At 70.6% G+C, this 22,734-nt stretch carries 24 protein-coding genes; 12 read left to right on the top strand and 12 right to left on the bottom strand.

The window, feature by feature from the left end; genetic code table 11:
• Positions 1 to 25: 25 nt before the first annotated feature.
• Positions 26 to 2,107 (bottom strand): NAD(+) synthase, encoded by a 2,082-nt coding sequence (locus AC3ANN_RS02895; protein WP_488339516.1) that lies wholly within the window; start codon positions 2,105 to 2,107, stop codon positions 26 to 28.
• A 185-nt stretch (positions 2,108 to 2,292) separates the two neighbouring features.
• Here AC3ANN_RS02895 and AC3ANN_RS02900 point away from each other — a divergent pair, with 185 nt between their 5' ends.
• Together AC3ANN_RS02900 and AC3ANN_RS02905 are read left to right on the top strand one after the other, a co-directional pair.
• Entirely contained in the window at positions 2,293 to 5,985 is a 3,693-nt protein-coding gene (locus AC3ANN_RS02900; RefSeq protein ID WP_488339517.1) for a TM0106 family RecB-like putative nuclease, read from the top strand.
• Positions 5,986 to 6,127: 142 nt separating this feature from the next.
• A complete protein-coding gene (locus AC3ANN_RS02905) occupies positions 6,128 to 6,448 on the top strand; it encodes a DUF3467 domain-containing protein (protein WP_488339518.1) in 321 nt (106 codons plus the stop codon).
• Between the two features lie 219 nt (positions 6,449 to 6,667).
• Here AC3ANN_RS02905 and upp read toward each other — a convergent pair whose 3' ends face one another.
• Positions 6,668 to 7,300, bottom strand: coding sequence for a uracil phosphoribosyltransferase (gene upp, locus AC3ANN_RS02910; RefSeq protein WP_488339519.1), 633 nt, complete (start codon positions 7,298 to 7,300; stop codon positions 6,668 to 6,670).
• 87 nt (positions 7,301 to 7,387) lie between these two features.
• Between upp and AC3ANN_RS02915 the strand changes: the two genes are divergently transcribed.
• Both AC3ANN_RS02915 and AC3ANN_RS02920 read left to right on the top strand, forming a co-directional pair.
• Positions 7,388 to 7,819 carry a nucleoside deaminase gene (locus AC3ANN_RS02915; protein ID WP_488340895.1) on the top strand — a complete coding sequence of 144 codons (432 nt, stop codon included), beginning with the start codon at positions 7,388 to 7,390 and terminating at the stop codon, positions 7,817 to 7,819.
• 83 nt (positions 7,820 to 7,902) lie between these two features.
• A complete protein-coding gene (locus tag AC3ANN_RS02920; RefSeq protein WP_488339520.1) occupies positions 7,903 to 8,628 on the top strand; it encodes a DUF2306 domain-containing protein in 726 nt (241 codons plus the stop codon).
• Between the two features lies 1 nt (position 8,629).
• Here the strand turns inward: AC3ANN_RS02920 and AC3ANN_RS02925 are convergent, their stop codons facing one another.
• The 5 genes from AC3ANN_RS02925 to AC3ANN_RS02945 form a co-directional block, all read right to left on the bottom strand.
• Entirely contained in the window at positions 8,630 to 9,559 is a 930-nt protein-coding gene (locus AC3ANN_RS02925; RefSeq protein ID WP_488339521.1) for an LLM class F420-dependent oxidoreductase, read from the bottom strand.
• Between the two features lie 100 nt (positions 9,560 to 9,659).
• Positions 9,660 to 10,625 carry a cation diffusion facilitator family transporter gene (locus AC3ANN_RS02930; RefSeq protein WP_488339522.1) on the bottom strand — a complete coding sequence of 322 codons (966 nt, stop codon included), beginning with the start codon at positions 10,623 to 10,625 and terminating at the stop codon, positions 9,660 to 9,662.
• 104 nt (positions 10,626 to 10,729) lie between these two features.
• Complete coding sequence (locus tag AC3ANN_RS02935; protein WP_488339523.1) at positions 10,730 to 11,842, bottom strand: alpha/beta fold hydrolase; 1,113 nt, start codon at positions 11,840 to 11,842, stop codon at positions 10,730 to 10,732.
• Between the two features lie 195 nt (positions 11,843 to 12,037).
• A complete protein-coding gene (locus AC3ANN_RS02940; RefSeq protein WP_488339524.1) occupies positions 12,038 to 12,712 on the bottom strand; it encodes an SRPBCC domain-containing protein in 675 nt (224 codons plus the stop codon).
• 1 nt (position 12,713) lies between these two features.
• A complete protein-coding gene (locus tag AC3ANN_RS02945) occupies positions 12,714 to 13,127 on the bottom strand; it encodes an ArsR/SmtB family transcription factor (protein ID WP_488339525.1) in 414 nt (137 codons plus the stop codon).
• Positions 13,128 to 13,197: 70 nt separating this feature from the next.
• Between AC3ANN_RS02945 and proC the strand changes: the two genes are divergently transcribed.
• Positions 13,198 to 14,043 carry a pyrroline-5-carboxylate reductase gene (gene proC, locus AC3ANN_RS02950; protein WP_488339526.1) on the top strand — a complete coding sequence of 282 codons (846 nt, stop codon included), beginning with the start codon at positions 13,198 to 13,200 and terminating at the stop codon, positions 14,041 to 14,043.
• Positions 14,044 to 14,045: 2 nt separating this feature from the next.
• Here the strand turns inward: proC and AC3ANN_RS02955 are convergent, their stop codons facing one another.
• Positions 14,046 to 14,717 carry a potassium channel family protein gene (locus AC3ANN_RS02955; protein ID WP_488339527.1) on the bottom strand — a complete coding sequence of 224 codons (672 nt, stop codon included), beginning with the start codon at positions 14,715 to 14,717 and terminating at the stop codon, positions 14,046 to 14,048.
• On the bottom strand, positions 14,710 to 16,149 hold the full coding sequence (locus AC3ANN_RS02960; RefSeq protein ID WP_488339528.1) for a TrkH family potassium uptake protein: 1,440 nt from the start codon (positions 16,147 to 16,149) through the stop codon (positions 14,710 to 14,712). The genes AC3ANN_RS02955 and AC3ANN_RS02960 overlap by 8 nt, the downstream gene beginning before the upstream one ends.
• A 68-nt stretch (positions 16,150 to 16,217) precedes the next feature.
• Here AC3ANN_RS02960 and AC3ANN_RS02965 point away from each other — a divergent pair, with 68 nt between their 5' ends.
• A complete protein-coding gene (locus tag AC3ANN_RS02965) occupies positions 16,218 to 16,625 on the top strand; it encodes an ArsR/SmtB family transcription factor (protein ID WP_488339529.1) in 408 nt (135 codons plus the stop codon).
• Positions 16,626 to 16,729: 104 nt separating this feature from the next.
• Here the strand turns inward: AC3ANN_RS02965 and AC3ANN_RS02970 are convergent, their stop codons facing one another.
• A complete protein-coding gene (locus AC3ANN_RS02970) occupies positions 16,730 to 17,536 on the bottom strand; it encodes an ABC transporter permease (protein WP_488339530.1) in 807 nt (268 codons plus the stop codon).
• Positions 17,533 to 18,471 (bottom strand): ATP-binding cassette domain-containing protein, encoded by a 939-nt coding sequence (locus AC3ANN_RS02975; RefSeq protein WP_488339531.1) that lies wholly within the window; start codon positions 18,469 to 18,471, stop codon positions 17,533 to 17,535. Before AC3ANN_RS02975 ends, AC3ANN_RS02970 begins: the two co-directional genes overlap by 4 nt.
• 110 nt (positions 18,472 to 18,581) lie before the next feature.
• On the opposite strand from AC3ANN_RS02975, the gene AC3ANN_RS02980 reads away from it, so the two are divergent.
• From AC3ANN_RS02980 to AC3ANN_RS03000, 5 genes are all read left to right on the top strand, one after another.
• Positions 18,582 to 19,511 (top strand): TetR/AcrR family transcriptional regulator, encoded by a 930-nt coding sequence (locus AC3ANN_RS02980; RefSeq protein ID WP_488339532.1) that lies wholly within the window; start codon positions 18,582 to 18,584, stop codon positions 19,509 to 19,511.
• Positions 19,512 to 19,607: 96 nt separating this feature from the next.
• Positions 19,608 to 19,799: a helix-turn-helix domain-containing protein gene (locus tag AC3ANN_RS02985; protein ID WP_019182077.1), complete on the top strand. Its 192-nt coding sequence runs from the start codon at positions 19,608 to 19,610 to the stop codon at positions 19,797 to 19,799.
• 80 nt (positions 19,800 to 19,879) lie between these two features.
• Entirely contained in the window at positions 19,880 to 19,978 is a 99-nt protein-coding gene (locus tag AC3ANN_RS02990; RefSeq protein WP_003792170.1) for a 30S ribosomal protein bS22, read from the top strand.
• A 115-nt stretch (positions 19,979 to 20,093) separates the two neighbouring features.
• Positions 20,094 to 20,393, top strand: a complete 300-nt coding sequence (locus AC3ANN_RS02995) for a rhodanese-like domain-containing protein (RefSeq protein ID WP_488339533.1) — start codon at positions 20,094 to 20,096, stop codon at positions 20,391 to 20,393.
• A complete protein-coding gene (locus AC3ANN_RS03000; protein ID WP_488339534.1) occupies positions 20,390 to 20,635 on the top strand; it encodes a glutaredoxin family protein in 246 nt (81 codons plus the stop codon). The genes AC3ANN_RS02995 and AC3ANN_RS03000 overlap by 4 nt, the downstream gene beginning before the upstream one ends.
• Positions 20,636 to 20,825: 190 nt before the next feature.
• Here AC3ANN_RS03000 and aspS read toward each other — a convergent pair whose 3' ends face one another.
• Positions 20,826 to 22,169: an aspartate--tRNA(Asn) ligase gene (gene aspS, locus AC3ANN_RS03005; protein ID WP_488339535.1), complete on the bottom strand. Its 1,344-nt coding sequence runs from the start codon at positions 22,167 to 22,169 to the stop codon at positions 20,826 to 20,828.
• A gap of 34 nt (positions 22,170 to 22,203) precedes the next feature.
• Here aspS and AC3ANN_RS03010 point away from each other — a divergent pair, with 34 nt between their 5' ends.
• Positions 22,204 to 22,608 (top strand): DUF6264 family protein, encoded by a 405-nt coding sequence (locus tag AC3ANN_RS03010; protein ID WP_488339536.1) that lies wholly within the window; start codon positions 22,204 to 22,206, stop codon positions 22,606 to 22,608.
• Positions 22,609 to 22,734 lie beyond the last annotated feature (126 nt).

The raw sequence follows: 22,734 nt of genomic DNA on the forward strand, positions 1-22,734 counted from the left end.
TGGAGGGGCCGTGAGGACCGGGATCTCACTCCTCGACGAGCTCGGGAAGGGCGGCCTTGAGCTCTGCGATCCACGCGCGGGCGTTGCCGTCCGAGGGTGCGCGCCAGTCGCCGCGGGGTGACAGCGATCCCGCCGGAGACACCTTCGGCCCGTTCGGGATCGCGGAGCGCTTGAACTGGGCGAACGCGAAATAGCGCTGCAGGAACACCTGCAGCCAGGTCACGACGGTCGGCAGGTCGTACGCGTAGCGGTCTTCGTCGGGGAAGCCGGGGGGCCAGGCTCCGGCATCCTTGTCGCCCCACGCGTGCGCCGCGAGGTAGGCGATCTTCGACGGACGGAACCCGAAGCGCAGCACGTGGTACAGCGCGAAGTCGTGCAGGGCGTACGGGCCGATGCGGTCCTCGGTGGACTGCATCCTGCCGTCCTGCCCCGCGGGGACGAGCTCAGGCGAGATCTCGGTGTCGAGCACCGACTGCAGCACCGCAGCCTCGGCGTCGTCGACGCCCTCGCGGTGCGCGATCACCCAGCGGATGACGTGCTGGATCAGCGTCTTCGGCACGCCGGCGTTGACGGCGTAGTGGCTCATGTGGTCGCCGACCCCGTAGGTCGCCCAGCCCAGCGCCAGCTCTGAGAGGTCGGACGTGCCGATCACCATGCCGCCGTTGTGGTTGGCGAGGCGGAAGAGGTAGTCGGTGCGCAGGCCGGCCTGCACGTTCTCGAACGTGACGTCGTGCACCGGCTCGCCGTCGGCGAACGGGTGCCCGATTCGTTCGAGCATCTCGGTGGCGGCGGGACGGATGTCGATCGTCTCGATCGACGCGCCGACCGACTCCGCGAGCGCGATCGCGTTGGATTTCGTATGCTCGCTGGTCGCGAAGCCGGGCATCGTGTACGCGAGGATGTCGCGACGCGGGCGGCCCATGCGGTCCATCGCGCGCGCGACCACGAGCAGCGCGTGCGTCGAGTCGAGGCCGCCGCTCAGGCCGATGACGGGCTTCGGATCGCCGATCGCGCGCAGGCGCTGCACGAGGCCAGACACCTGGATGTTGAACGCCTCGTAGCAGTCCTGCGCGAGGCGCTCGGGATCGTCGGGCACGAACGGGAAGCGGTCGAGCGCGCGGCGCAGCCCGATGTCGGCCGCCGGCGGGTCGAGCTCGAAGTGCACGGTGCGGAAGGCGCCGGGGTCGAGCTTGGTCGCGCCATGGATGGCCTCCGCGCGCCGGTTGTCGTCGAACGTTCCCTGGCGCAGGCGGTCCTGGCGCAGGCGGTCGAGGTCGACGTCGGCGACCGAGCGGCGCGGTCCGTCGGGGAAGCGCTCGGTCTCGGCGAGCAGGTTGCCGCCCTCGTAGATCATCGTCTGCCCGTCCCACGAGACGTCGTTCGTGGACTCGCCCATGCCGGCCGCCGCGTACGCGTACGCCGCGAGGCAGCGCAGCGATTGCGACTGGCACAGGTCCTTGCGGTCCTCCGCACGCGCGATGGTGATGGGGCTGCCGCTGAGGTTCAGCAGCACGGTGGCGCCGGCGAGCGCGGCGCGCGACGACGGCGGGATCGGCACCCACACGTCTTCGCAGACCTCGGCGTGCACCACGAGGCCGGGAACGTCCAGCGCCTCGAACACCAGATCGGGGCCGAACGGCGCCTCGAGCTCGCCCACGCGGATGTCCTGCCCGGCCTGGTCGTCGCCCGGCGCGTACCACCGGCGCTCGTAGAACTCGCGGTACGTCGGCAGGTACGACTTCGGCACGACGCCCAGCAGCTCGCCGCGGTGGATCACGACCGCGCAGTTGTAGAGGCGGTTGCGGTGGCGCAGCGGCGCGCCCACGACGAGCATCGGGAACAGACCGACGGATGCCTCGACCAGGCGCTCGATCGCCGCCACGACGGCGTCGATCACCGGGTCCTGCATCACGAGGTCTTCGATCGCGTACCCGGTGAGGCACAGCTCGGGGAAGAGGGCGACGGCGACCGCCTCGGCGTCGCACTCGCGCGCCGCCTCGAGGACGGCTGCGGCATTGGTCGCGGGATCGGCCACCGAGACCGGGATCGTGCAGGCCGCGACGCGGGCGAACCCGTGGCGGTACGCGCTCTCGAAGGGCAGGCTCATGCACTCCAGTCTGGCAGGTGGGTGTCGGGTGCGCGCCGATGCGATCGTCGCCGCAGGATGGTCGAGCCCTCGCACACGGTCGCATGAGCGCGCTGCGGGCGGCCACTCGTGACGGTTCGCGGGCGGCGGGGCGAGGAGGCGGGGTGTCGGATGCCGCGGCTAGGGTCGTGGGAGAAGGGCAGGGCATGCGATACATCGAGGACGAAGGCCGGATCGTCTGGAGCGCGAGCGACCTCAAGGCCGCCGCGGAATGCGAGTTCGCGTGGCTGCGCGGGATCGACGCGCGTCTCGGCCGCGTCGCCGCGGTCGAGGAACCGGAAGACCTGACGCTGGAACGCGCCGGCCGCCTCGGCACCGTGCACGAGCGTCGCGTGCTCGCCGAATACGTGGAGCGCTTCGGCGACCGTGTGGTGCAGATCCCCGAGACGCGATCGTCGGATGCCGCGGCCCTCGCAGAGGCGGTGGCGATGACGAACGCCGCCCTCGCGTCGGACGCCGAGGTGATCTATCAGGCGGCCTTCTCGACCGGCGACTTCGTCGGCTTCGCTGACTTCCTGGTGCGCGACCGCTCGGCGGACGCGAGCGCCGGCGCTCCATGGGTCGTGCAGGACACCAAGCTCGCACGACGTGCGCGCGTGACCGCGCTCATGCAGCTCGCGGCATACGTCGACCAGCTCGACCGGCTGCAGGTGCCGCGCGCCGACCGGGTCGAGCTGCTCCTGGGCGACGGCAGCGTCAGCGTGCACGAGGTCGCCGATCTGCTGCCGGTGTTCGGGCTCCGGCGCGAGCGGCTCGCGGCCCTCATCGCCGACCGGCGCCTCGAGCTCGGCGCCGCCGGCGACCCCATCGCGTGGGGCGATCCCCGCGGAGAGCTCGGCGTCATGGCGTGCGGCCGGTGCGCGACGTGCGACGCCGAGGTCGTCGCGTCCCGCGATCTGCTCCTCGTCGCGGGCATGCGGCCGGTGCAGCGCGAGCGGCTGCGCGCCGCCGGAATCCACACGATCGAGCAGCTCGCGGAGGCACCCGCCGGCCCGGCGGGGATGAACCCCGATGTGTTCGCGTCGCTGCGGACGCAGGCGCGCCTGCAGCTCGAGAGCCCGGCCGGCACGCCACCGCTCATCGCCTCCCCGCAGGCCGCGCCCGAGCTGGTGGCTGCGCAGAGCCTCGTCGCCGAGACGGCCGTTGTCGCGAGCGGTGCCGTCGCCGCACAGGCGTCGGCCGCCGTGGTCGAGACCGCGATGCCCGCTGCGCCGCCCGTGCCCGTGTACGAGGTGGTCGCGCCGACCGCGCTGGGCGCCCTGCCGCGGCCCGATCACGGCGACCTGTTCTTCGACTTCGAGGGCGACCCGCTGCACACCGAGCCGCCCGCCCCGGGCGAGCCCACTCAGTGGGGCATCGACTACCTCTTCGGCTGGGTCGACGCCAAGGAACGGTACACCGCTCTGTGGGCGCACTCGTTCGCCGACGAGAAGCGCGCGCTCGAGACGTTCCTCGACATCGTGAACCTCCGCCGTCAGCAGTTCCCGGGCATGCACATCTACCACTACGCGCCGTACGAGCCGACGCACCTTCTCGCGATGGCGGCGCGGCACGGCGTGCGCGAGACCGACGTCGACCGGCTGCTGCGCGACGGCGTGTTCGTCGACCTCTACCCGATCGTGCGGCGCGCGCTGCGCGTCGGGTCGCGCTCGTACTCGATCAAGAAGCTCGAGCCGCTCTACATGGGCGACGAGGTGCGCACGAGCGACGTGCAGAAGGGCGACGACTCGATCGTCCGATATGTCGAGGCCCGCGCGATCCGCGACGAAGGCGACGCCACCGGGGCCCAGCTCATCCTCGACGATCTCGCGGACTACAACCGTTACGACTGCGTGTCGACACGGCGACTGCGCGACTGGCTCGTCGACCGCGCGCGCGAAGCCGACCTCCGTCCTTCGCCCAACCCAGAGCCCGACGAGCAGGCCTACGAGCCGTCGCCCCGGGCGACGGTCCTCGACACGCTCGCGCTGCAGTGGCCCGACGAGTCGGTCGAGGCGCGTGCCCTCCGACTCGGCGCCGCGGCCATCGACTACTACCCGCGCGAGGCGAAGTCGTTCTGGGCGACGCACTTCCTGCGGCTGCGCGAGCCGGTGTCGCTGTGGGAGGAGACGCGCGACGTCATGGTGATCGACCCTGCCCGCAGCCGCGTGCGCGAGGACTGGCACTTCGCCGACAGCGGTCGCGGCGGCGAGCGTCGCATCGTCGAGCTGCGGGGCGAGCTCGCGCCCGGCACGAGGCTCAGCGAGGGCGCAAACCCGTTCGCACTGTACGAGCTGCCGGCGCCGTACTCGTTCGACGCGTCGCCGCGCTGGATCCACTCGTACCGCTCGGTCACGGTGCTCGAGGTGCTCGACGACGGCGCGGTCATCGAAGAGACCGCGGTCGACGGCGAGACGTGGTCGCGACTCCCGCTCGCGCTCACGCCACCCGCACCGCCGCGAGCCGGCAACCAGCAGGCGGCGATCGACGCGTGGGCGGATGCCGTGATCGAGGCGTCGCCCGAGCTTCCGGCGGACCCCGCGACCGACATCCTGTGCCGCCGCGCGCCGCGCCTGCTTCGACCGGTTGTCGAGCCCGCAGCACAGCAGCCGCGGGAAGGCGCGTTGCCGCAGGAGCCGGGCGGCGATCTCGTCGGTGCGATCTCCCGCGCCGTGCGCGACCTCGACCGCAGCTACCTCGCCGTGCAGGGTCCGCCCGGCACCGGCAAGACCTACGTCGGATCCCACGTCATCGCGCAGCTCGTACGCGACCACGGGTACAAGGTCGGCGTGGTCGCGCAGGGGCATGCCACCGTGGAGCATCTGCTCGACCGGGTCATCGCCGCCGGTGTCCCCGCGGCGCAGGTCGGCAAGGCCCCCAAGGATCCGTCGGCGACGCACTCCTTCACCGTGCTGCCCAAGAACGGCGTGGCGGCGTTCACGGCGGAGCACGAGGCATCCGGATACGTCCTCGGCGGCACCGCGTGGGACTTCAGCCACGAAGGACGCGTCCCTCGCGGCAGCCTCGACCTCCTCGTGGTCGACGAGGCCGGGCAGTTCTCACTGGCGTCGACGATCGCGGTGTCGCTTGCGGCGTCTCGGCTGCTGCTGCTGGGCGACCCGCAGCAGCTCCCGCAGGTCAGCCAGGGGACCCATCCCGCCCCGGTCGACACCTCCGCGCTCGGGTGGGTCATGGACGGCGCCGACGTCATCCCGGCCGAGCTCGGCTACTTCCTCGCCGAGACGCGGCGCATGCGCCCGGAGGTCGCCGCGCCGGTGTCGGAGCTGTCGTACCGCGGCGAGCTCGAGGCGCACGCGTCGACGCGGCTGCGCCGGATCGACGGCATCCGTCCCGGTCTCGTGCCCGTCGCGCTCCGCCATCACGGCAACGCGACGCAGTCCCTCGAAGAGGCGACCGAGGTCGCGCGGCTGGTCACCGACCTGATCGGGCGCGAGTGGACGGATGTCGAGGTCGGCGCCGACGGCGCCCCCGCGCTCGTGCCGCCCCGCCCGCTCGAGCAGAGCGACCTCATCGTCGTCACGCCGTACAACGCGCAGCAGGTGGCCGTGGAGGCGGCCCTCGCTGAAGCGGGGTTCCCGGACGTGCCGGTCGGCACGGTCGACAGGTTCCAGGGCAAGGAAGCGGCCGTGGCGATCGTCTCGCTCGCCGCGTCGAGCGGGCGGGACGCGCCGCGGGGCCTGGAGTTCCTGCTGCTGCGCAACCGGCTCAACGTCGCGATCTCGCGCGCGATGCACACGGCGTACGTCGTGTACTCGCCGGGCCTGCTCGACGACCTTCCCCACACGCCGGAAGGCGTCGCCCGGCTGAGCGGCTTCGCGCGACTCGTCGGTCACGTCTGACCCCGCGCAGACGCCGGGGCGGGCCGCACGCGAGAGGCGCCGCGTAGACTCGCGCCGAGACCCCTCGTACGACCCGCGCCGGCCGCGCGACCGCACCGCACACCCGCGTTCGCCCCCGCCGAGCGCATGGACAGGAGGCACCATGACCGACGAGGCACCGCGCCAGTTCGAGATCGACCTGCCTCCGGAGCTCATCGGCGGCTCGTATGCCGACTTCGCCAACGTGTGGCACACGCCGACGGTGTTCGTGATGGACTTCCTCACGCTCGCCCAGCCGCCGCGCGAACAGGTCGACGCCGACACCGGGCAGCGTCACACGGTGGTCCCGGCCCGCGTGGTGAGCCGCATCCGCATCCCTCCCGAGCAGGTGTTCGAGCTCGCCAAGGCGCTCACGCAGCAGCTCGAGTTCTGGGAGCAGGAGACGGGACGCCGCAATCCTCAGGGTCCGCCGCTCGCCGAGTGAGAGCGCGTCCTAGACAACCCCGCGAAGCATGTCAACCCCGTGTGGCGTGCGCTCGCCGGCTCGTAGCCTGACAGCGCGTCCGAGGGACGCGGGCGCGGCATCCGTTCGGCGAGGGGCGGGTGTCGCGCCTGAGCCCCTCGGACGCGTCACGGCTCGGGCCGCGCTCACCCGGCGGATCCGTCGCAGCGGGCGGGTGCCGTGGGATGGCGACCGTCGCCGTCAGACCGTGCCGTAGAGACGGTCGCCCGCGTCGCCGAGGCCCGGGACGATATAGCCCTTCTCGTTGAGCCGCTCGTCGAGCGCCCCGAGCACCAGCGTCACATCGCGGCCGTCGACCTGCCGTTCGATCGCCGCCACGCCCTCGGGTGCGCCCAGCAGGCAGATGGCGGTGACGTCCTGGGCCCCGCGGCGGAACAGGAACTCGATCGCCGCGCCGAGCGACCCGCCGGTCGCGAGCATCGGGTCGAGCACGAAGCACTGCCGGTCGCTCAGGTCGTCGGGCAGGCGCTCGGCGTAGGTCGTCGGCTCGAAGGTCTCCTCGTCGCGGACCATCCCGAGGAACCCGACTTCGGCGGTGGGGATGAGCTTGACCATGCCCTCGAGCATCCCGAGGCCCGCACGCAGGATCGGCACGACGATCGGCCGCGGCTCGCTGATCTTGACGCCGGTGGTCGTGGTGACCGGCGTCTGGATCTCGATCGGCGAGACGCGTACGTTGCGGGTCGCTTCGTACGCGAGGAGCGTGACCAGCTCCTCGGTGAGCTGGCGGAACACCGGTGACGACGTGCGCTGGTCGCGCAGCACCGTGAGCTTGTGGGTGATGAGGGGGTGATCGGCGACGTGCAGGCGCATACGCCCAAGGGTAGTGCGTGCAAGGCTCCGCGCCGGGGCGGAGACTACGCTCGTGCTGTGAACCTCGACCCCGCCGACCTCGCAGCGATGGAGCGCGCGCTCGCGCTCGCCGCCGCAGCGGGAGCGGCGGGGGATGTGCCGGTGGGCGCGGTGGTGACGGATGCCGCAGGGTCGGTGATCGGCGAGGGTCGCAACCTGCGCGAGGTCACGCACGACCCGACCGCGCATGCCGAGGTGGTCGCGCTCCGTGAGGCGGCGGCCGCGATCGGCTCATGGAACCTCGACGGCTGCACGCTGGTGGTGACCCTCGAACCGTGCGTCATGTGCGCAGGGGCCGTGCTGCAGTCTCGCATCTCACGACTCGTCTTCGGGGCGTGGGACGAGAAGGCCGGCGCCTCGGGGTCTGTGTACGACGTCGTGCGCGATCGGCGCCTGCCGTATCGCGCCGAGGTGGTTCCGGGCGTGCGCGAGGCCGAGGCATCCGCCCTCCTGCGGGACTTCTTCGACGCACGCCGCTGAGACTTCCGCGGGGGGCAGCCACCGCGGAAGCGGGGGGCCTGCACCCTCCCGGGCGGTGAGGCGCCAGGCCTAGCGTGACTCGCGTGACCCGCCTCATCGAACCGGTACGCACCGCGCCGGCCGTGGCGCGGCCGGGTGGCATCCGGTCCCGCATCGGCTGGACCTTCGTCCTGCTCACGGCGCTCGCGATCGTGGCGTACGCTGTCACGCCGTACCTCACGGCGTCTCTGAGCACGCTCGCGGACGACGGTGTGGGGCTCGCGTCGACGTATGCCGACGCCGGCCCGCTCGTGCAGGGCGCGTTCTACGCTCACATCGTCGGCGGCGCCGTGGCGCTCGCAGTGGGCCCGCTGCAGTTCTGGCGCCGCCTGCGCGACCGGCTGCCGCGCGTGCACCGCTGGCTCGGACGCACCTACCTGCTCGGCGTCGCCGTCGGAGCGGTCGCGGGACTGATCATCGCTCCGTCGAGCCGCGCCGGCTACGTGGGGCTGTTCGGGTTCGGGGCGCTCGCCGTGCTGTGGCTCATCACGGGGTGGCGCGCGTACCGCGCGATCCGCCGCCACGACGTTCCGAGTCACCGCGCGTGGATGATCCGCAACTACGCCCTCACGTACTCGGCCGTGACGCTGCGGATCTGGCTGCCACTGCTGCTGCTGGCCCCGCTCCTGTTCGGGCAGCCGTGGGACATGGAGAGCGCGTTCGCGAACGCGTACGCCGCGGTGCCCTTCCTCGCGTGGCTGCCCAACCTCGTGTTCGCGGAGTGGCTCATCCGCCGCCGCGGTCTTCCCTCCTACCGGCTGCCCGTCTGAGTCAGCGAGGCAGGTGGGGCAGCACCTCGGTGCCCAGGTACTCGACGTGTGCGACGTCCTGCAGGTCCATGAGCTGGAAGTACACCCGCTGCGCGCCGAGGGCCACGAGCCGCTCGACCTTCGCGACGATCTCGTCGCGTCCTCCCACGATGTTCGTGTCGCCCCGCAGCTCCGAGACGGTACGTCCGATGTTCGCGGCGCGCCGGTCGAGCTCGGCCTCGGATGCCCCGGCCAGCGTCGGCAGCGCGACCGACAGCTTGAGCGACCGGGGGTCGCGGCCCACGCGTTCGCACGCGGCGCGCACGCCCGCAAACTTCTCGGCGATCACGTCCTCGGGCTGGAAGCCGATGTTGAACTCGGTCGCGTACCGCGCCGCGAGTTCGGGCGTGCGCCTCGGCCCGGCGCCGCCCACGATCACGGGAAGCCGTGACTGGACGGGCTTGGGGAGAGCCGGGGCATCCGTCAGCTCGTAGTGCGCGCCGGCGAAGCTGTACGACTCGCCGACGGGCGTCGCCCACAGTCCGGTGACGAGCTCGAGCTGCTCCTCGAGGAGGTCGAACCGCTTCTCGGGGAACGGAATGCCGTACGCCCGGTGCTCGCGCTCGAACCACCCGGTGCCGAGGCCGAGCTCGGCCCGCCCGCCCGACATCGCGTCGACCTGGGCGACCTGGATCGCGAGGAGCCCCGGCACCCGGTACGTGACGGACGAGACGAGCGTGCCGAGCCGGATGCGCGACGTCTCGCGGGCGAGGCCGGCGAGCGTCGTCCAGGCGTCGGTCGGCCCCGGCAGCCCGTCGCCGTCTCCCATGCGCAGGTAGTGGTCGGAGCGGAAGTAGCCGTCGAATCCGAGCAGCTCGCCGGTCTGGGCGAACGCCAGCTGATCGTCGTAGCTCGCCCCCTGCTGCGGCTCGGTGAACAGGCAGTACTCCATGCGATTCCTTCCATCGTGATGGCGCTTCGACAGGCTCAGCGACCGGGACCTCGGGTCTCCGGGCCGATCGAAGCGGCGGGTCCCTGAGCTTGTCGAAGGGTCAGTCGGTGGACTTGATGACGAACTCCTCCGTCGGGGGAGTCCGGTCGGCGCCCGGACGATAGATGTCGGGTTCCAGGTAGATCACGCGCGCCGTCGGAACCGCCGCCCGGATCCGCGCCTCGATGCGGTCGATGTCGGACGCGACGTGCACGAGCGGCGAGTCCGACGAGAACCCCAGTTTGGCGGCGACGAGGAGCTCATCGGGGCCGAGGTACAGCGTCTTGATGTGGATGAGCTTCTCGACCTCGGGTCCGTCGTTGATGGCGTCGACGATGCGCTCGCGATCGGCATCCGTCGCCCCCTCCCCGACGAGGAGGCTCTTCGTCTCGATGCCGAGCGTGATCGCGACCAGGATCAGCAGCGTGCCGATCAGGAGCGTGCCGATCGCGTCGAAGAAGGGGTTGTGCGTGATCGCCGTCAGGCTCACGGCGATGAGCGCGAACACGAGACCGAGGAGCGCCGCGATGTCTTCGAGCAGCACGACCGGCAGCTCGGGCGCCTTCGCGTGCCGGACGAACGACACCCACGACTGCCCCTTCGTGCGCACGTGGTTGCTCTCGCGGATCGCGGTGCGCAGCGAGAACGACTCGAGCACGATCGCGATCAGGAGCACCGCGATCGGGATCCACACGTTCTCGAGCTCGTGCGGATGGGTGAGCTTGTCGATGCCTTCGTAGATCGAGAACAGGCCGCCGACCGAGAACAGGATGATCGAGACGACGAACGCGTACACGTAGCGCTCGCGGCCGTAGCCGAACGGGTGCTCGCGATCGGCCGCACGCTTGGCCCGCCGGCCGCCGAGCAGCAGGAGCAGCTGATTGCCGGAGTCCGCGACCGAGTGGATCGCCTCCGCGAGCATCGAGGCCGAGCCCGAGATGAACCATGCGATGAACTTCGCGATCGCGATGCCCATGTTCGCCAGGAACGCTGCGATGATCGCCTTGCCGCCGCCGGAAGCACTCATGCGTCGAGTCTACGGATCCGCGTTGACGTTCCGCGGCCACTCCTGGTGGGTGAGCCGGCACCCGGTCGCAGGGCCGGCACCCGGTCGCTGAGACCGCCGGAGCGTCAGTCGGACGACCGGATGATGATGGCCTCGGTGGGCGGCGAGGGGTTCTGCGGGTGGCCGACGTAGCCGATCACTTCGAGCAGCGCGTGACGGAACTCGACCGGGCGCTCCAGGTGCGGCGAGTGGCCTGCGCCCTCGAGGGCGAGCTCGCGGACCTGGCCGCCGGCGTCGGCGTAGCGCGCGAGCACGTCGCGGGTCTGCGACACCATCTCCTGCGGCGGCGCGACGTCGTCGCCCGGCCAGCCCGGGATGACCCCGAGCTTGCCGAGGTTGTTGAGGTCGTAGAACGACGAGTCCGACACGATCGCGTCGGCAGTGCCGTGCACCCACAGGATCGCGGGCTTGTCGGCGAGGTCGACGATGCCCGAGACGTCGAAATGCCCCGGCGTCATCGTGTTGAGGACGCCGACGGTTCCGGCGCCGAAGCCCGGCCAGCTCTCGCTGGCCACGGAGTCGCCGGGGTAGTTGCCGGTGGCGGTGGAGGTCGTCAGCATCGACTCGACCCACACGTCCTCGTGCGCGGTCTCGTAGCCCGCCGCGACGTAGCCCGAGCGGAACACGCTCCGCGGTGATGTCGGGGCGTCGGCCGAGGTGTCGCGGTCGGTCAGTCGCTGCACGAAGTCGGGATTGGCGCCGCCACCGCCGCATCCGGCGTCGTCATCGGTGAGGCGACTGCCGTCGCGCCGGGTGCCGCCGAATCCGTACGGTGAGACCGGCGCCTGAAGGGTCAGGCTCAGCGCCGCGTGGTCGATCGCGTACTGCATGATGACGCCGCCGCCCATCGACCAGCCCACGAAGTGCGCCGTCGGGATGCCGAGCGCCTCGAGCGTGGCGTGCACGTCATCGCTGAAGTCGCGGACGCCGCGGGTCGCGTCGATCGGAACGTGCTCGGTCCCGCCGAAGCCGCGCAGGTCGATCGCGAGCACGCGCAGGTCCGACGGCAGGTCGAGCATCGTCTCCTGCCAGAAGAGGGATGACGAGACGTTGCCGTGGACGAACACCACGGTGCGCTCGGGTGGTGTCGCGGCCGAGTCGCCCGCGCGCTCGAGCACGTTGACCGCGAGGCGCGGGGTTTCGACGAGTCGGGCGGTGATGCCGTCGAAGAGGGTCATTCGGGGTGCCTCCAGGATCGACGCGGGAGCCGCGTCGCCCCCGCTGCTCCGAGCATAGACCGCTCGGGGCGCGATGTGAACGACCTTTCAGGTTCAGGAGCGGAGGCCCCGGCACGCGCGCGCGGCCGTTTCCTGCTCGCGCGGCCGTGTGAACGGGTGCGCGAGCAGGAAACGACCGCGCGAGGCGGCCTTCGGTCACGCGTCGGGCATCTCCACGGCGGCCTGGCCGGTGTAGAACGCGTAGGTGTTGTCGGCGGCACGCTTCGCCGCGTCGGGGTCGGCGCCGCTCTCCGCGTGCGCGCGGCCCCACGCCGTGGCCGCGGCGCGGTGGAATGCCTTGCCCTCTTCCGAGATCGCCCACGCCTCGCTGGTCTCGGGGGTCAGGTCGCCGCTGCCCGCGAGATGCAGGGCGAGGCCGAGCAGGCCGCCGTCCCAGCCGACGCCGGTCGCGCCCGGTCCGAACTGCTCCCAGAACCCGGGCGGCACGTCGGCCGCGCGGGCGGTGTGCTCGAGTTCGAGGCGGGTCGCGTCGGCACCGACCGAGGCGAGCCGCACCACGACCCAGCTCGCGCCGCCGCCGTACTCCCACGTGATCCGGTACTGCGCCGCGCCGCCTGCCGGCGGTGCGCACTCGAGCACCTCGCCGCCCGCGTTGCCCTCGAGCTGGTAGCGCCCGCCGAGCCGCAGATCGCCGCTGACCGGAAGGAACCACCGGGGGATCCTCTCGGGGTTGGTGACGGCGTCCCACACATCGTCGATCGGGCTGGGGTACTCCTGTGCGAGCGTCTGGACGTACGACTCCTCGCCGTCCAGCTCCACGGTGTCGACGCTGCGCGTCACGGCGTCGACCTGGGCATTCACATCGACCATGTCAGTTCTCCTCTGGTTCGTCGGGGTCGGATGGGTCTTCGGGGGAGGGTGCGGCATCCGTCTGGGCCGCCTCGGCCGCCTCCGCGGCGAGCCGTCGCGCGCGTCGTCCGCGGGCGAGCTCGGTTCCCAGCGCGTCGAGGTGCGGCTGCCAGAAGCGGCGGAACGGGTCGAACCACGAAGCCGCCGTCTCGAGCGGCTCGGGGTCGATCGCGTACAGCCGGCGGGTGCCCTCGGGGCGCACGGTGGCGAAGCCGGACTCCCGCAGCACGCGCAGGTGCTGCGACACGGCGGGTTGCGAGATGCCGAACTCGCGCTGCACGACATCGCCGATCTCGCCGGCGCTGCGCTCGCCCTCCGCGAGGAGTTCGAGGATGCGTCGGCGGACCGGGTCGCCGAGGATGTCGAGCGCGTGCATGGATTGATACTTGCACCGGTGCTTATATAAGTCAAGTACGAATTACTGAGCCGCTCGTAAGATGAGCGGCATGCCTGAGACGAACGCTCCGCTCCCATCCATCGCGATCCTCGGCGCAGGCTCGATGGGCGGTGCGATCGCGCGGGGCGTGGCTCGCTCCGGCCTCGCGAGCGCGGGGGTGACGGCGACCAACCGCTCGGCGGCGAAGGCGGCCGAGCTCGCGGGCCTCGACGGCGTGACGAGCGTCGCTCTCGAAGACGCGCCGGACGGGAACACGGATGCCGCGGCCCGCGCGGACGTCGTCCTCATCGGCGTGAAGCCGGCCATGGTGCCCGACCTGCTGCGCGAGATCCGGCACGCACTGCGACCGGGAACGATCGTCGTGAGCCTCGCGGCCGGTGTCACCATCGCGACGTTCGAGCAGATCCTCGGTCCCGGCGCCGTGGTGCTGCGATCGATGCCGAACACGCCGTCGCTCGTCGGCCGCGGGGTCACCGGGCTGGCCGCAGGCACCGGCGCGGACGCCGCCGCGGTCGCGGTGGTGCGGCGCCTGTTCGAGACCGTGGGCACGGTCGTCGAGGTTCCGGAGTCGCAGATCGACGCGCTGTCGACCATCTCGGGCTCCGGGCCGGCGTACTTCTTCCTCGTCGTGGAGGAGTTCACCAAGGCCGCCATCGGCAAGGGGTTCGGCGAGGCCGAGGCGCGGCTCATGGCCGAGCAGACCTTCATCGGCGCCGCCGCGCTGCTCGAGGCATCCGGTGACGACCCCGCCGAGCTCCGCCGCCGGGTGACGAGTCCGAAGGGCACCACGGAGCGGGCCGTCGCGGTGCTGCACGAGGCCCGCCTCGACGACGTCTTCGCGCGTGCCACCGACGCGGCGCTCGCGCGGGCGAGGGAGCTGGCTTCCGGCGTCTAGCCTCAGCGGTCGAGGGCGGCGAAGCGCTCGATGTCGGAGTTCGTGCCCGACACGATGATGAGGTCGTGGTTGGTGACGACCGTGTTGGCCTCGGCGTAGCGGAACGGCTTGCCCGGGCTCTTCACGCCCACCACCGTGACGTTGTACTTCGTGCGGACGCCGGATTCGTTGAGGCCGACCCCGCGGATGAACTTCGGCGGGTAGAGCTTGGCGAGTGCGAAGTCGTCGTCGAAGCGGATGAAGTCGAGCATGCGCCCGCTCACGAGATGCGCGACGCGCTCGCCGGCCTCGCGTTCGGGGTAGATGACGTGGTTCGCGCCCACGCGGGCGAGGATCTTGCCGTGCGACTGCGAGACCGCCTTCGCCCAGATCTGCGGCACCTTCAGGTCGACGAGGTTGGCCGTGATGAGGACGGATGCCTCGATCGACGAGCCCACCGCCACCACCGCGACCTGGAAGTCCTGGGCGCCGATCTGCCGGAGCGCGTCGATGTTGCGCGCGTCGGACTGCACGGTGTGGGTCACCCGCTCCGACCACTTCTGCACCAGCTCGAGGTTCTCGTCGATCGCGAGCACCTCCCGATCGAGCCGATCGAGCTCTCCCGCACAGGCCGCGCCGAAGCGCCCCAGTCCGATCACCAGGACAGGGGCGTCGCTTCTGATCCGCTCAACCAACGATGGGCCTTTCCACGGGCAGCGAGTAGAGCTGCGAACGGGATGTCGCGGCCACGGCCGCGGCGAGTGTCACTGTACCAATGCGGCCCATGAAGATCGTCAGGGCCATGACATAGACCGCGGGGTCGGTGAGCTCCGCCGTGAGACCGGTCGAGAGGCCCACGGTGCCGAACGCCGAGATCACGTCGAACAGCACGTCGGCGATGGGCTCCTGGCTGATCTGCGCGATGACGATCGTCGACAGCGCGACGATCGTCGCGCCCCACGCGACGACCGACAGCGCGACGCGCTGGACATCGCTGGGGATGCGCCGGCCGAACGCCTCGACCGACTGACGGCCCTTCGCCTCGGACCACACGGCCAGCGCGAGCACGGCCAGCGTCGTGACCTTGATGCCGCCGGCCGTCGACGCCGAGCCGCCGCCGACGAACATGAGCATGCACCCGACGATCAGCGACGAGCCGTACAGCTCGCCGATGTCGACCACGGCGAACCCGCCCGACCTCGTCATCGCGGACAGGAAGAACGCCTGGAACGTCGTGTCCCACGCGTCCATCGATCCGAAGGTCTTCGGGTTGTTGTACTCGAGTGCGAGGAAGGCGGCCGCGCCCGCGAAGAACAGCAGCACCGTGGTGATGATCGTGAGCTTCGTGTGCAGCGGCCACCGGCGCACGTGCCAGTAGTGCTTGAAGAGGGCGTAGATCACGGGGAAGCCGATGCTTCCTAGGAACACCGCGATCATGAGGATCGTCAGCAGCACGTAGTCGTCGGCGAACGGCTCGAGGCCGCCCGGGTTCGGGGTGAATCCGGTGTTGGTGAACGCCATCGCCGCGTAGAACGGCGCCTCCCACAGCGCTTCGAGGGGGCCGATGCCGGCCAGCACCAGCGACGGATAGAGTGCGACCGCGACCACGCCCTCGATGAGCAGCGTCGAGAGGGCGACCGTGCGCAGCAGCTGGCCCACCTCGCCGAGGCGCACCGTCTGGCCCTCGTTCACCGGTCCGCCGTGGCTGCGCAGCGGGTTGGTGTCGCTGGCCGCGATGAGCTTCGCCCGCAGACCGAGGCGCTTCGAGATCACCAGGCCGAGGATCGACGCCAGCGTCAGCACGCCCATGCCGCCGATGTTCACGCCGATGAAGATCACGACCTTGCCGAACGGCGAGAACGTCGTCGCGACGTCGACGGTCGACAGTCCCGTGACGCAGATCGTCGAGACCGCCGTGAACATCGCATCGGCGAGCGGCAGGCGCCGCCCGTCCATCGAGGCGGCCGGCAGCGACAGCAGCGCGGTGAAGAGCAGGATCAGCGACACGAAGACGAGGACGGCGAATCGCGCCGGTGACGTCGTCGTCAGGTTGCGCAGTCCGTCCCACGCCTCCCGCAGCGCCGAGGGCACGCGCCGCATGAGCGACCCAGCCGGGTCCGTCGCCATGCGTCGCCCCCTTCGTTTGACAGACCCGAGTCATGGTACTCCGCAAGGGTCCCGACTAATCTGAGCACATGGCGGACATCTTCGACGTGATCGCGGACGGCACGCGTCGCGACATCCTGCGATTCCTGCTCGACCGGTCCACCGCCGGAGAACGCGGCACGAGCGTGTCGCACATCGTGCACGAGCTGGGCGCCAGCCAGCCCACCGTCTCGAAGCACCTGAAGGTTCTGCGCGACGCACACCTCGTGTCGGTGCGCGAGGAGGGGCAGCACCGCTACTACAGCCTGTCGGCCGCGCCTCTCGACGAAGTCGACGACTGGCTCGTGCCGTTCCTGGACGGCGCGACCGACGAAGGGGTCGCCGTCCCGGTGTCGCTCCCCGATTCCGCGGCGCATGCGGCCGAGGTGGTCGGCCGTGCCGCGGCATCCGCCAAGCACGCCCTCGAGAACGCCCTCAAGAAGCTTCCCGGTCGCTGAGCGAGCGCCCTTCGACAGACGCAGGAACGGCGAGCGCGACGAAACGCGCCGAGCCCACGTCGTACGCAGGCCCGGCGCGTTTTCGTCTCGCTCGATGAGGGAAGTCAGCGCCGTCCGGCCTTGCGGCGGAACAGCCAGGCGCCCCAGACGAACGACACCACGAGGATGCCGACGCACCAGGCGACCGCCCACACCGCCGTGTCGGCGACGGACGTCCCCATGAGGAGTCCGCGGATCGTCTCGATCAGCGGAGTCACGGGCTGGTACTCGGCGACGCCCTGAAGCCACTCCGGCATCGTCGAGACCGGGACGTAGGCGCTCGACAGGTACGGCAGGAACAGGATGATGAAGCCGTACCCGTTCGCGCCTTCGGGGCTGCCCGAAGCGAGCCCGATGGCTGCGAACAGGTACGTGATCGCGAGGATCCACAGCGCGATGACGGCGACGGCGCCGATCCAGCCCCACACGTCCGCGGTCGGGCGGAACCCGACGAGCAGCGCGACCCCGATGACGATCGCCGTGGCGAAGAGGTTGCGGATCAGGCTCGCCACGACGTGGCCGGTGAGCACGGCGCTCGCGCGCAGCGGCATGGTGCGGAACCGGTCGATGATGCCGGCCTTCATGTCGCCGGCGACGTACACGGCCGTCGACGCCGCGCCGAATCCGGCGCACGTGAGGATCACGCCGGGCACGACGTAGTTCACGTAGTCGCCGGATGGATCGATCGCTCCGCCGAACACCCACGTGAACATCAGCATGAGCATCACCGGGAGCAGGATCGCCATCAGCAGGGACTCGCCGTCGCGCATCGAGTGCCGCAGGCTCCGGCCGACGAAGACGCTCTCGGCGGTGAGGCCCGAGATGCGCGGGCGCAGCGCCGGGGCGGCGTTGGGTGCGGTCATGGTGGTCATGCGATCTCCTTCAGAGCGGAGGCCTGGGCATCGCGCGCGCCGGCGCGGCCGCCGCGGCCGTCGGATGAGGTGAGGGCCAGGAACACGTCGTCCAGGCTCGGGCGCCGCAGCGTCACGACGCCTTCGGCGCCGGACTCGTCGAGCACGTCCAGCGCGCGGCGGAGCCCGGTCACGGTGCCGTCGGTGGGTACCTCGCGCAGCAGATCGCCGTGGGCGTCGTGCAGCTCGACGGCGTCGCCGCCGACGCGCGCCTTCAGTGCGGAGGGGGTTCCGCTCGCCACGACGCGTCCGCCGTCGAGCACCGCGATGCGGTCGGCGAGCTGGTCGGCCTCCTCGAGGTACTGCGTGGTGAGGAACACGGTCGTGCCCGCGTCCGCGAGCGAGCGGATGACGTCCCACAGCTCGCGGCGGCTGCGTGTGTCGAGTCCTGTCGTGGGCTCGTCGAGGAAGAGCACCTCGGGCGTCACGACGAAGCTGAGCGCGAGGTCGAGCCGGCGCCGCATGCCACCGGAGTACGTGCCGACGCGCTTGGCTCCGGCATCCGTCAATGCGAAGCGCTCGAGCAGCTCGGCGGCGCGTACGCGGGCGGCACGCTTCGGCAGGCCCGAGAGGCGGGCGAGCATCACGAGGTTCTCGGTGCCGGTGAGGACGTCGTCGACCGCGGCCGACTGGCCGGTGAGGCTGATGCGCTGCTTCACCTGCTCCGGTGCACGAACGACGTCGATGCCGGCGACCGCCGCCGTGCCGGCGTCGGGCCGCACGAGGGTCGTGACGATGTTGATCGTGGTGGTCTTGCCGGCGCCGTTCGGGCCGAGGAGGGCGAAGACCTCGCCGCGCTCGACGGTGAGATCGAGGCCGTCCAGCACGGTGTGGTGTCCGAAGCCCTTGCGGAGGCCACGGACCTCGACGGCCGGTGGAGTGGGGCGACTGCTCATCGAGGCATCCCTTCATGAGTCGATGTGTGTACAACAGAAACTGTTTACGCCAGTAACTGTTTATGACGGTAACACACTGTTTACGTAATAAACAGTCCTAGACTGACGGAATGACCGACGTCGTCGAACCCGAGCTCCCGCGCGGCATCGCCCTCGCGTGGGGCGTGGCCGCCAATCCCCAGCGCGGCCCCAAGCGCGAGATGAGCGTCGAACGCATCGTCGAGGCGGCCGTCGAGATCGCCGATGCCGAGGGCCTGGGCGCCGTGTCGATGGCCGCTGTCGCCGCCAAGCTGGGCTTCACGCCGATGTCGCTCTACCGCTACGTCACCGCGAAGGACGACCTGATCCTCCTCATGCAGGAGGAGGCGACCGGACTGCCGTCGGAGGAGACCCTCGCTGCCGGCGATTGGCGCGAGCGTCTCACGGCGCTCTACCGCCAGCAGGTGCAGCACTACATCGAGCACCCCTGGGTGCTCGAGGTGCCGATCACCGGCTCACCCGCCACGCCCAACAGCGCCGCATGGATGGATGCCGGACTCGCCGCCCTCGCCGACACCCCGCTCAGCCACGAGGAGCGGCTCTCGGTGCTGCTGCTGGTCACGGGTGCGGCGAGATGGACGGGTATCGTCCTCGCCGGGTATCAGCGCGCCGAACGGGACGGCGGACTCAGCGGCGGCGACATCACCGTGCGCGAGGACGCGATGTACCGCGCGCTCATCACCGAAGACGCGTACCCCCACCTGCGCGCCGCGATCGACGCAGGGGTGTTCCTCGACGAGTCCGACCCGTTCGAGTTCGGGCTCGACCGGAGCCTGGACGGCGTCGCGGCATACATGGATGCCGTCGCCCAGGGCCGCACTCCGCAGCGGGAGCCGTGGGTGCGGCTGGAGGACGCCGACATCGTCGACGACAAGAAGTTCCGCGAGGCGCGCAAAGCGGTGCGCGAGGCCGAGAAGGCGCTGCGGGACGCCCGCAAGATCGAACGCCAAGTCGCTCGCGACGCCCGCGAGCGCCGCGCGCGCCTTCGCGGGGAAGCCTGACGCGTCCGTACCAGGTGTCTCACAGGCCACACAGGTTTACACGCGCCCCTCGCCGGTCCTAGAGTGTGGACAGCACTTCTGGGGAAGGGGATGGACATGGCGGAATTGCCGGACGTGCGCTTCCTCACCGTCGCCGAGGTCGCCGAGCTGATGCGCGTCTCGAAGATGACGGTCTATCGGCTCGTGCACTCCGGCGAGCTCCCGGCGGTCCGGTTCGGCCGCAGCTATCGCGTGCCCGAGTCCGCGGTGACCGAGGCTCTGCAACGGCCGATCGCCGACGTCGGCTAGACTGATCCGAGGCATTTTTCGAAATCTGCCGGTTCCCGGGCGCGCACACGCGTCCAGACCCCGACATAGTGAGGTTTTCCGTGGGTTCTGTCATCAAGAAGCGCCGCAAGCGCATGGCGAAGAAGAAGCACCGCAAGCTGCTTCGCAAGACTCGCCACCAGCGCCGCAACAAGAAGTAAGCGGCATCCGCACCAAGCGTCCCCCGACCGGCGCCCGCCTTCTCAGGCGCGGCACCCGGTCGAAGGGGGCGCTTCGTGTTCGGGTGCGCGCGCCGTTCCCCCGGAGAGGCGGATCATGAAGTCCATCACCGTCCACGACCTGCGAGAGCGTGCCGGAACCCCGCTCATCGACGTGCGCGAGGAGTGGGAGTTCGAGTCGGGGCACGTTCCCGGGGCCGTGAACCTGCCGATGTCGGTCATCGGCGAACGGCTCGGCGAACTCCCCGACGGCGCGTTCGATGTCATCTGCAAAGTCGGCGGACGCTCGGGGCGCGTCGTCGAGGCGCTCGTCGCGCGCGGCTACGACGCGACGAACGTCGACGGCGGCACCGACGAGTGGATCGCCGCAGGGTACCCGGTCGAGGGCGCCGCGTGACGACCCTCACGCTCATCGGCAAGCCCGACTGCCACCTCTGTGACGTGGCCCGCGAGGTCGTCGAGACCGTCGTCGCCGAGCTTCCCGAAGACGCGGTCGAGGTCGAGGAGCTCTCGATCGCCGACGATCCTGCGCTCTATGCGCAGTGGTGGGAGAAGATCCCGGTCGTGCTGATCGACGGCGAGCTGCACGGCCACTGGCGCGTGTCGCCGGACCGGCTGCGCGCTGCACTCTCCGTCTGAGCCGGGGCATCCGCCGGCGCTTCCGGCCTCGGGCCGCGAAAACACCAGTCGAATACGGTGACACGCCGGTGACGGATGCCTCAGCCCGGCGTGTCACGTCACGGACTGGTGTTTTCGCACCTCAGCCCGACCATCGGACCCCGCCTGAGCGCAGCGTCAGCGCGAGGCGCGTGGGGCCTCTGAAGAGAGGTCAGGGGGCGAGGCGCGTGGGGCCTCTGAAGAGATAAGTGACCTCGCGGATCGAGTCCTGCCCAAGCAGCAGCATCAGCAGACGGGCGAGACCCATGCCGAACCCGCCGTGGGGCGGGGCGCCGTAGCGGAAGAAGTCGAGGTAGAAGTCGAGGTGCTCGGGTTCGAGCCCCTTCTCCTTCGCCTGCTCGATGAGCACGTCGACGCGGTGCTCGCGCTGCGCGCCCGTCGTGATCTCGACGCCCTTGAACAGGAGGTCGTAGCTCTTGGTGAGCCCGGTCTCCTCGTCGCGCATGTGGTAGAACGCGCGGATCTCGGGGTGGTAGTCGGTGATGAAGACGAACTGGTGGCCGTAGGTCTCCTCGACATGGGCCGAGATCTGACGCTCGCCCTCGGGGTCGAGGTCGCCGTCGGTGCGAGGGATGTCGTAGCCGCGGCTCTTGACGATCTCGCGCGCCTCGGCGAGCGGGATGCGCGGGAACGGGATCGCCGGCACCTGAACCTCGATGCCGAACAGCTCCTCGATCTCGGCGCCGTGCTTCGCCTTGACGGCGGCGATGGCGGTGGCCAGCAGCTCCTCCTGCATGCGCGCGACGTCTTCGTGCGAGTCGATCCAGCTGATCTCGGCGTCGATCGAGGTGAACTCGGTGGCGTGGCGGCTCGTGAACGAGGGGTCTGCGCGGAAGGCCGGCGCGATCTCGAAGATCTTGCCGAAGCCGGCGACCTGCGCCATCTGCTTGAAGAACTGCGGCGACTGCGCGAGGTACGCGGTCTGGTCGCCGAAGTACTCCAGCGAGAACAGCTCGGCGTTCGACTCGGAGGCCGAGGCCATGAGCTTCGGCGAGTGCACTTCGATGTAGTCGCGCTCGATCCAGTACGAGCGCATCGCGTGCTCGAGCGTGGTCTGCACGCGGAAGATGAGGTTGTTGCGGCGCTGACGGAGATCGAGGAAGCGCCAGTCCATGCGCTTGTCGAGACCGGAGTCGGCGGCGATGGGCGTCTCGGGGAGTGCGGCGGCAGCGATCTCGAGCGAGCCGATCTTGATCTCGACGCCGCCGAGCTTGACGCGCTCGTCGTGCTTGAGCTCGCCGTGCACGGTGAGGAACGTGCCGGTGGCGAGCTCCGAGATGGTGCTGGTGAGGGCGAGGGATGCCTCGGCCTCGGCAGTTGCGTCGTCGGGCAGCTCGCGCGTGGCCGGGTTGACCAGCTGCACGGCGCCCGTCTCGTCCCGCAGGATGACGAACTGCACCTTCTTCTGATCGCGAACGGTCTCGACCCATCCGGACACCGAGACGGGTCCGTCGGAGAGACCCTGCAGCTGCTGGACGAGAACGCGTTGACTCACGAGGGACAAGTCTAGGCCCGGTACGATTCGGGGCATGACGACGCCTCAGCCCGAACCGCCGCCCACGGCGTGGCCGCCGGCGCCGCCGGCGCCGCCGGCGAAGCGGCCGGTGCGGACGCTCGACGTGGTCGTCACGATCGTGCTGCTGGTCGCCGACGGCGTGCTCGCGGCGCTCGCCTCGATGATGGGCATGTTCCTCGTGATGGCCTCCGACCCGTGCGGCGTCGTCGCGTGCAGCAGCGAGCTCATCATGATCGGGTGGCTGATGGGCATGATCCTGCCCTGGCTGGCGTTCGTGGCGACGGCGATCGTGGCGATCGTCTTCATGGTGAAGCGGCGACTGGCCTTCTGGGTGGCGCTCGTGGGCGCGGCCGTGATCGTGCTGGCGCTCGTGCTCGCGTTCGCGGTGACCGCGGCGGGCGTGCCGGGCTCGTCGTGACGCGTCCGAGCCGCTGACCCCCGGATCTGATTCGGGGGTCTGCACCCAGGAACGGTTCACGTCGCACGCCTAGCGTGGAAGGCGTGACAGAGATCAGTGCGACTGCCACCTCCGACGGCTCCTGGC

Source organism: Microbacterium sp. STRO-2N (genome assembly GCF_057747775.1).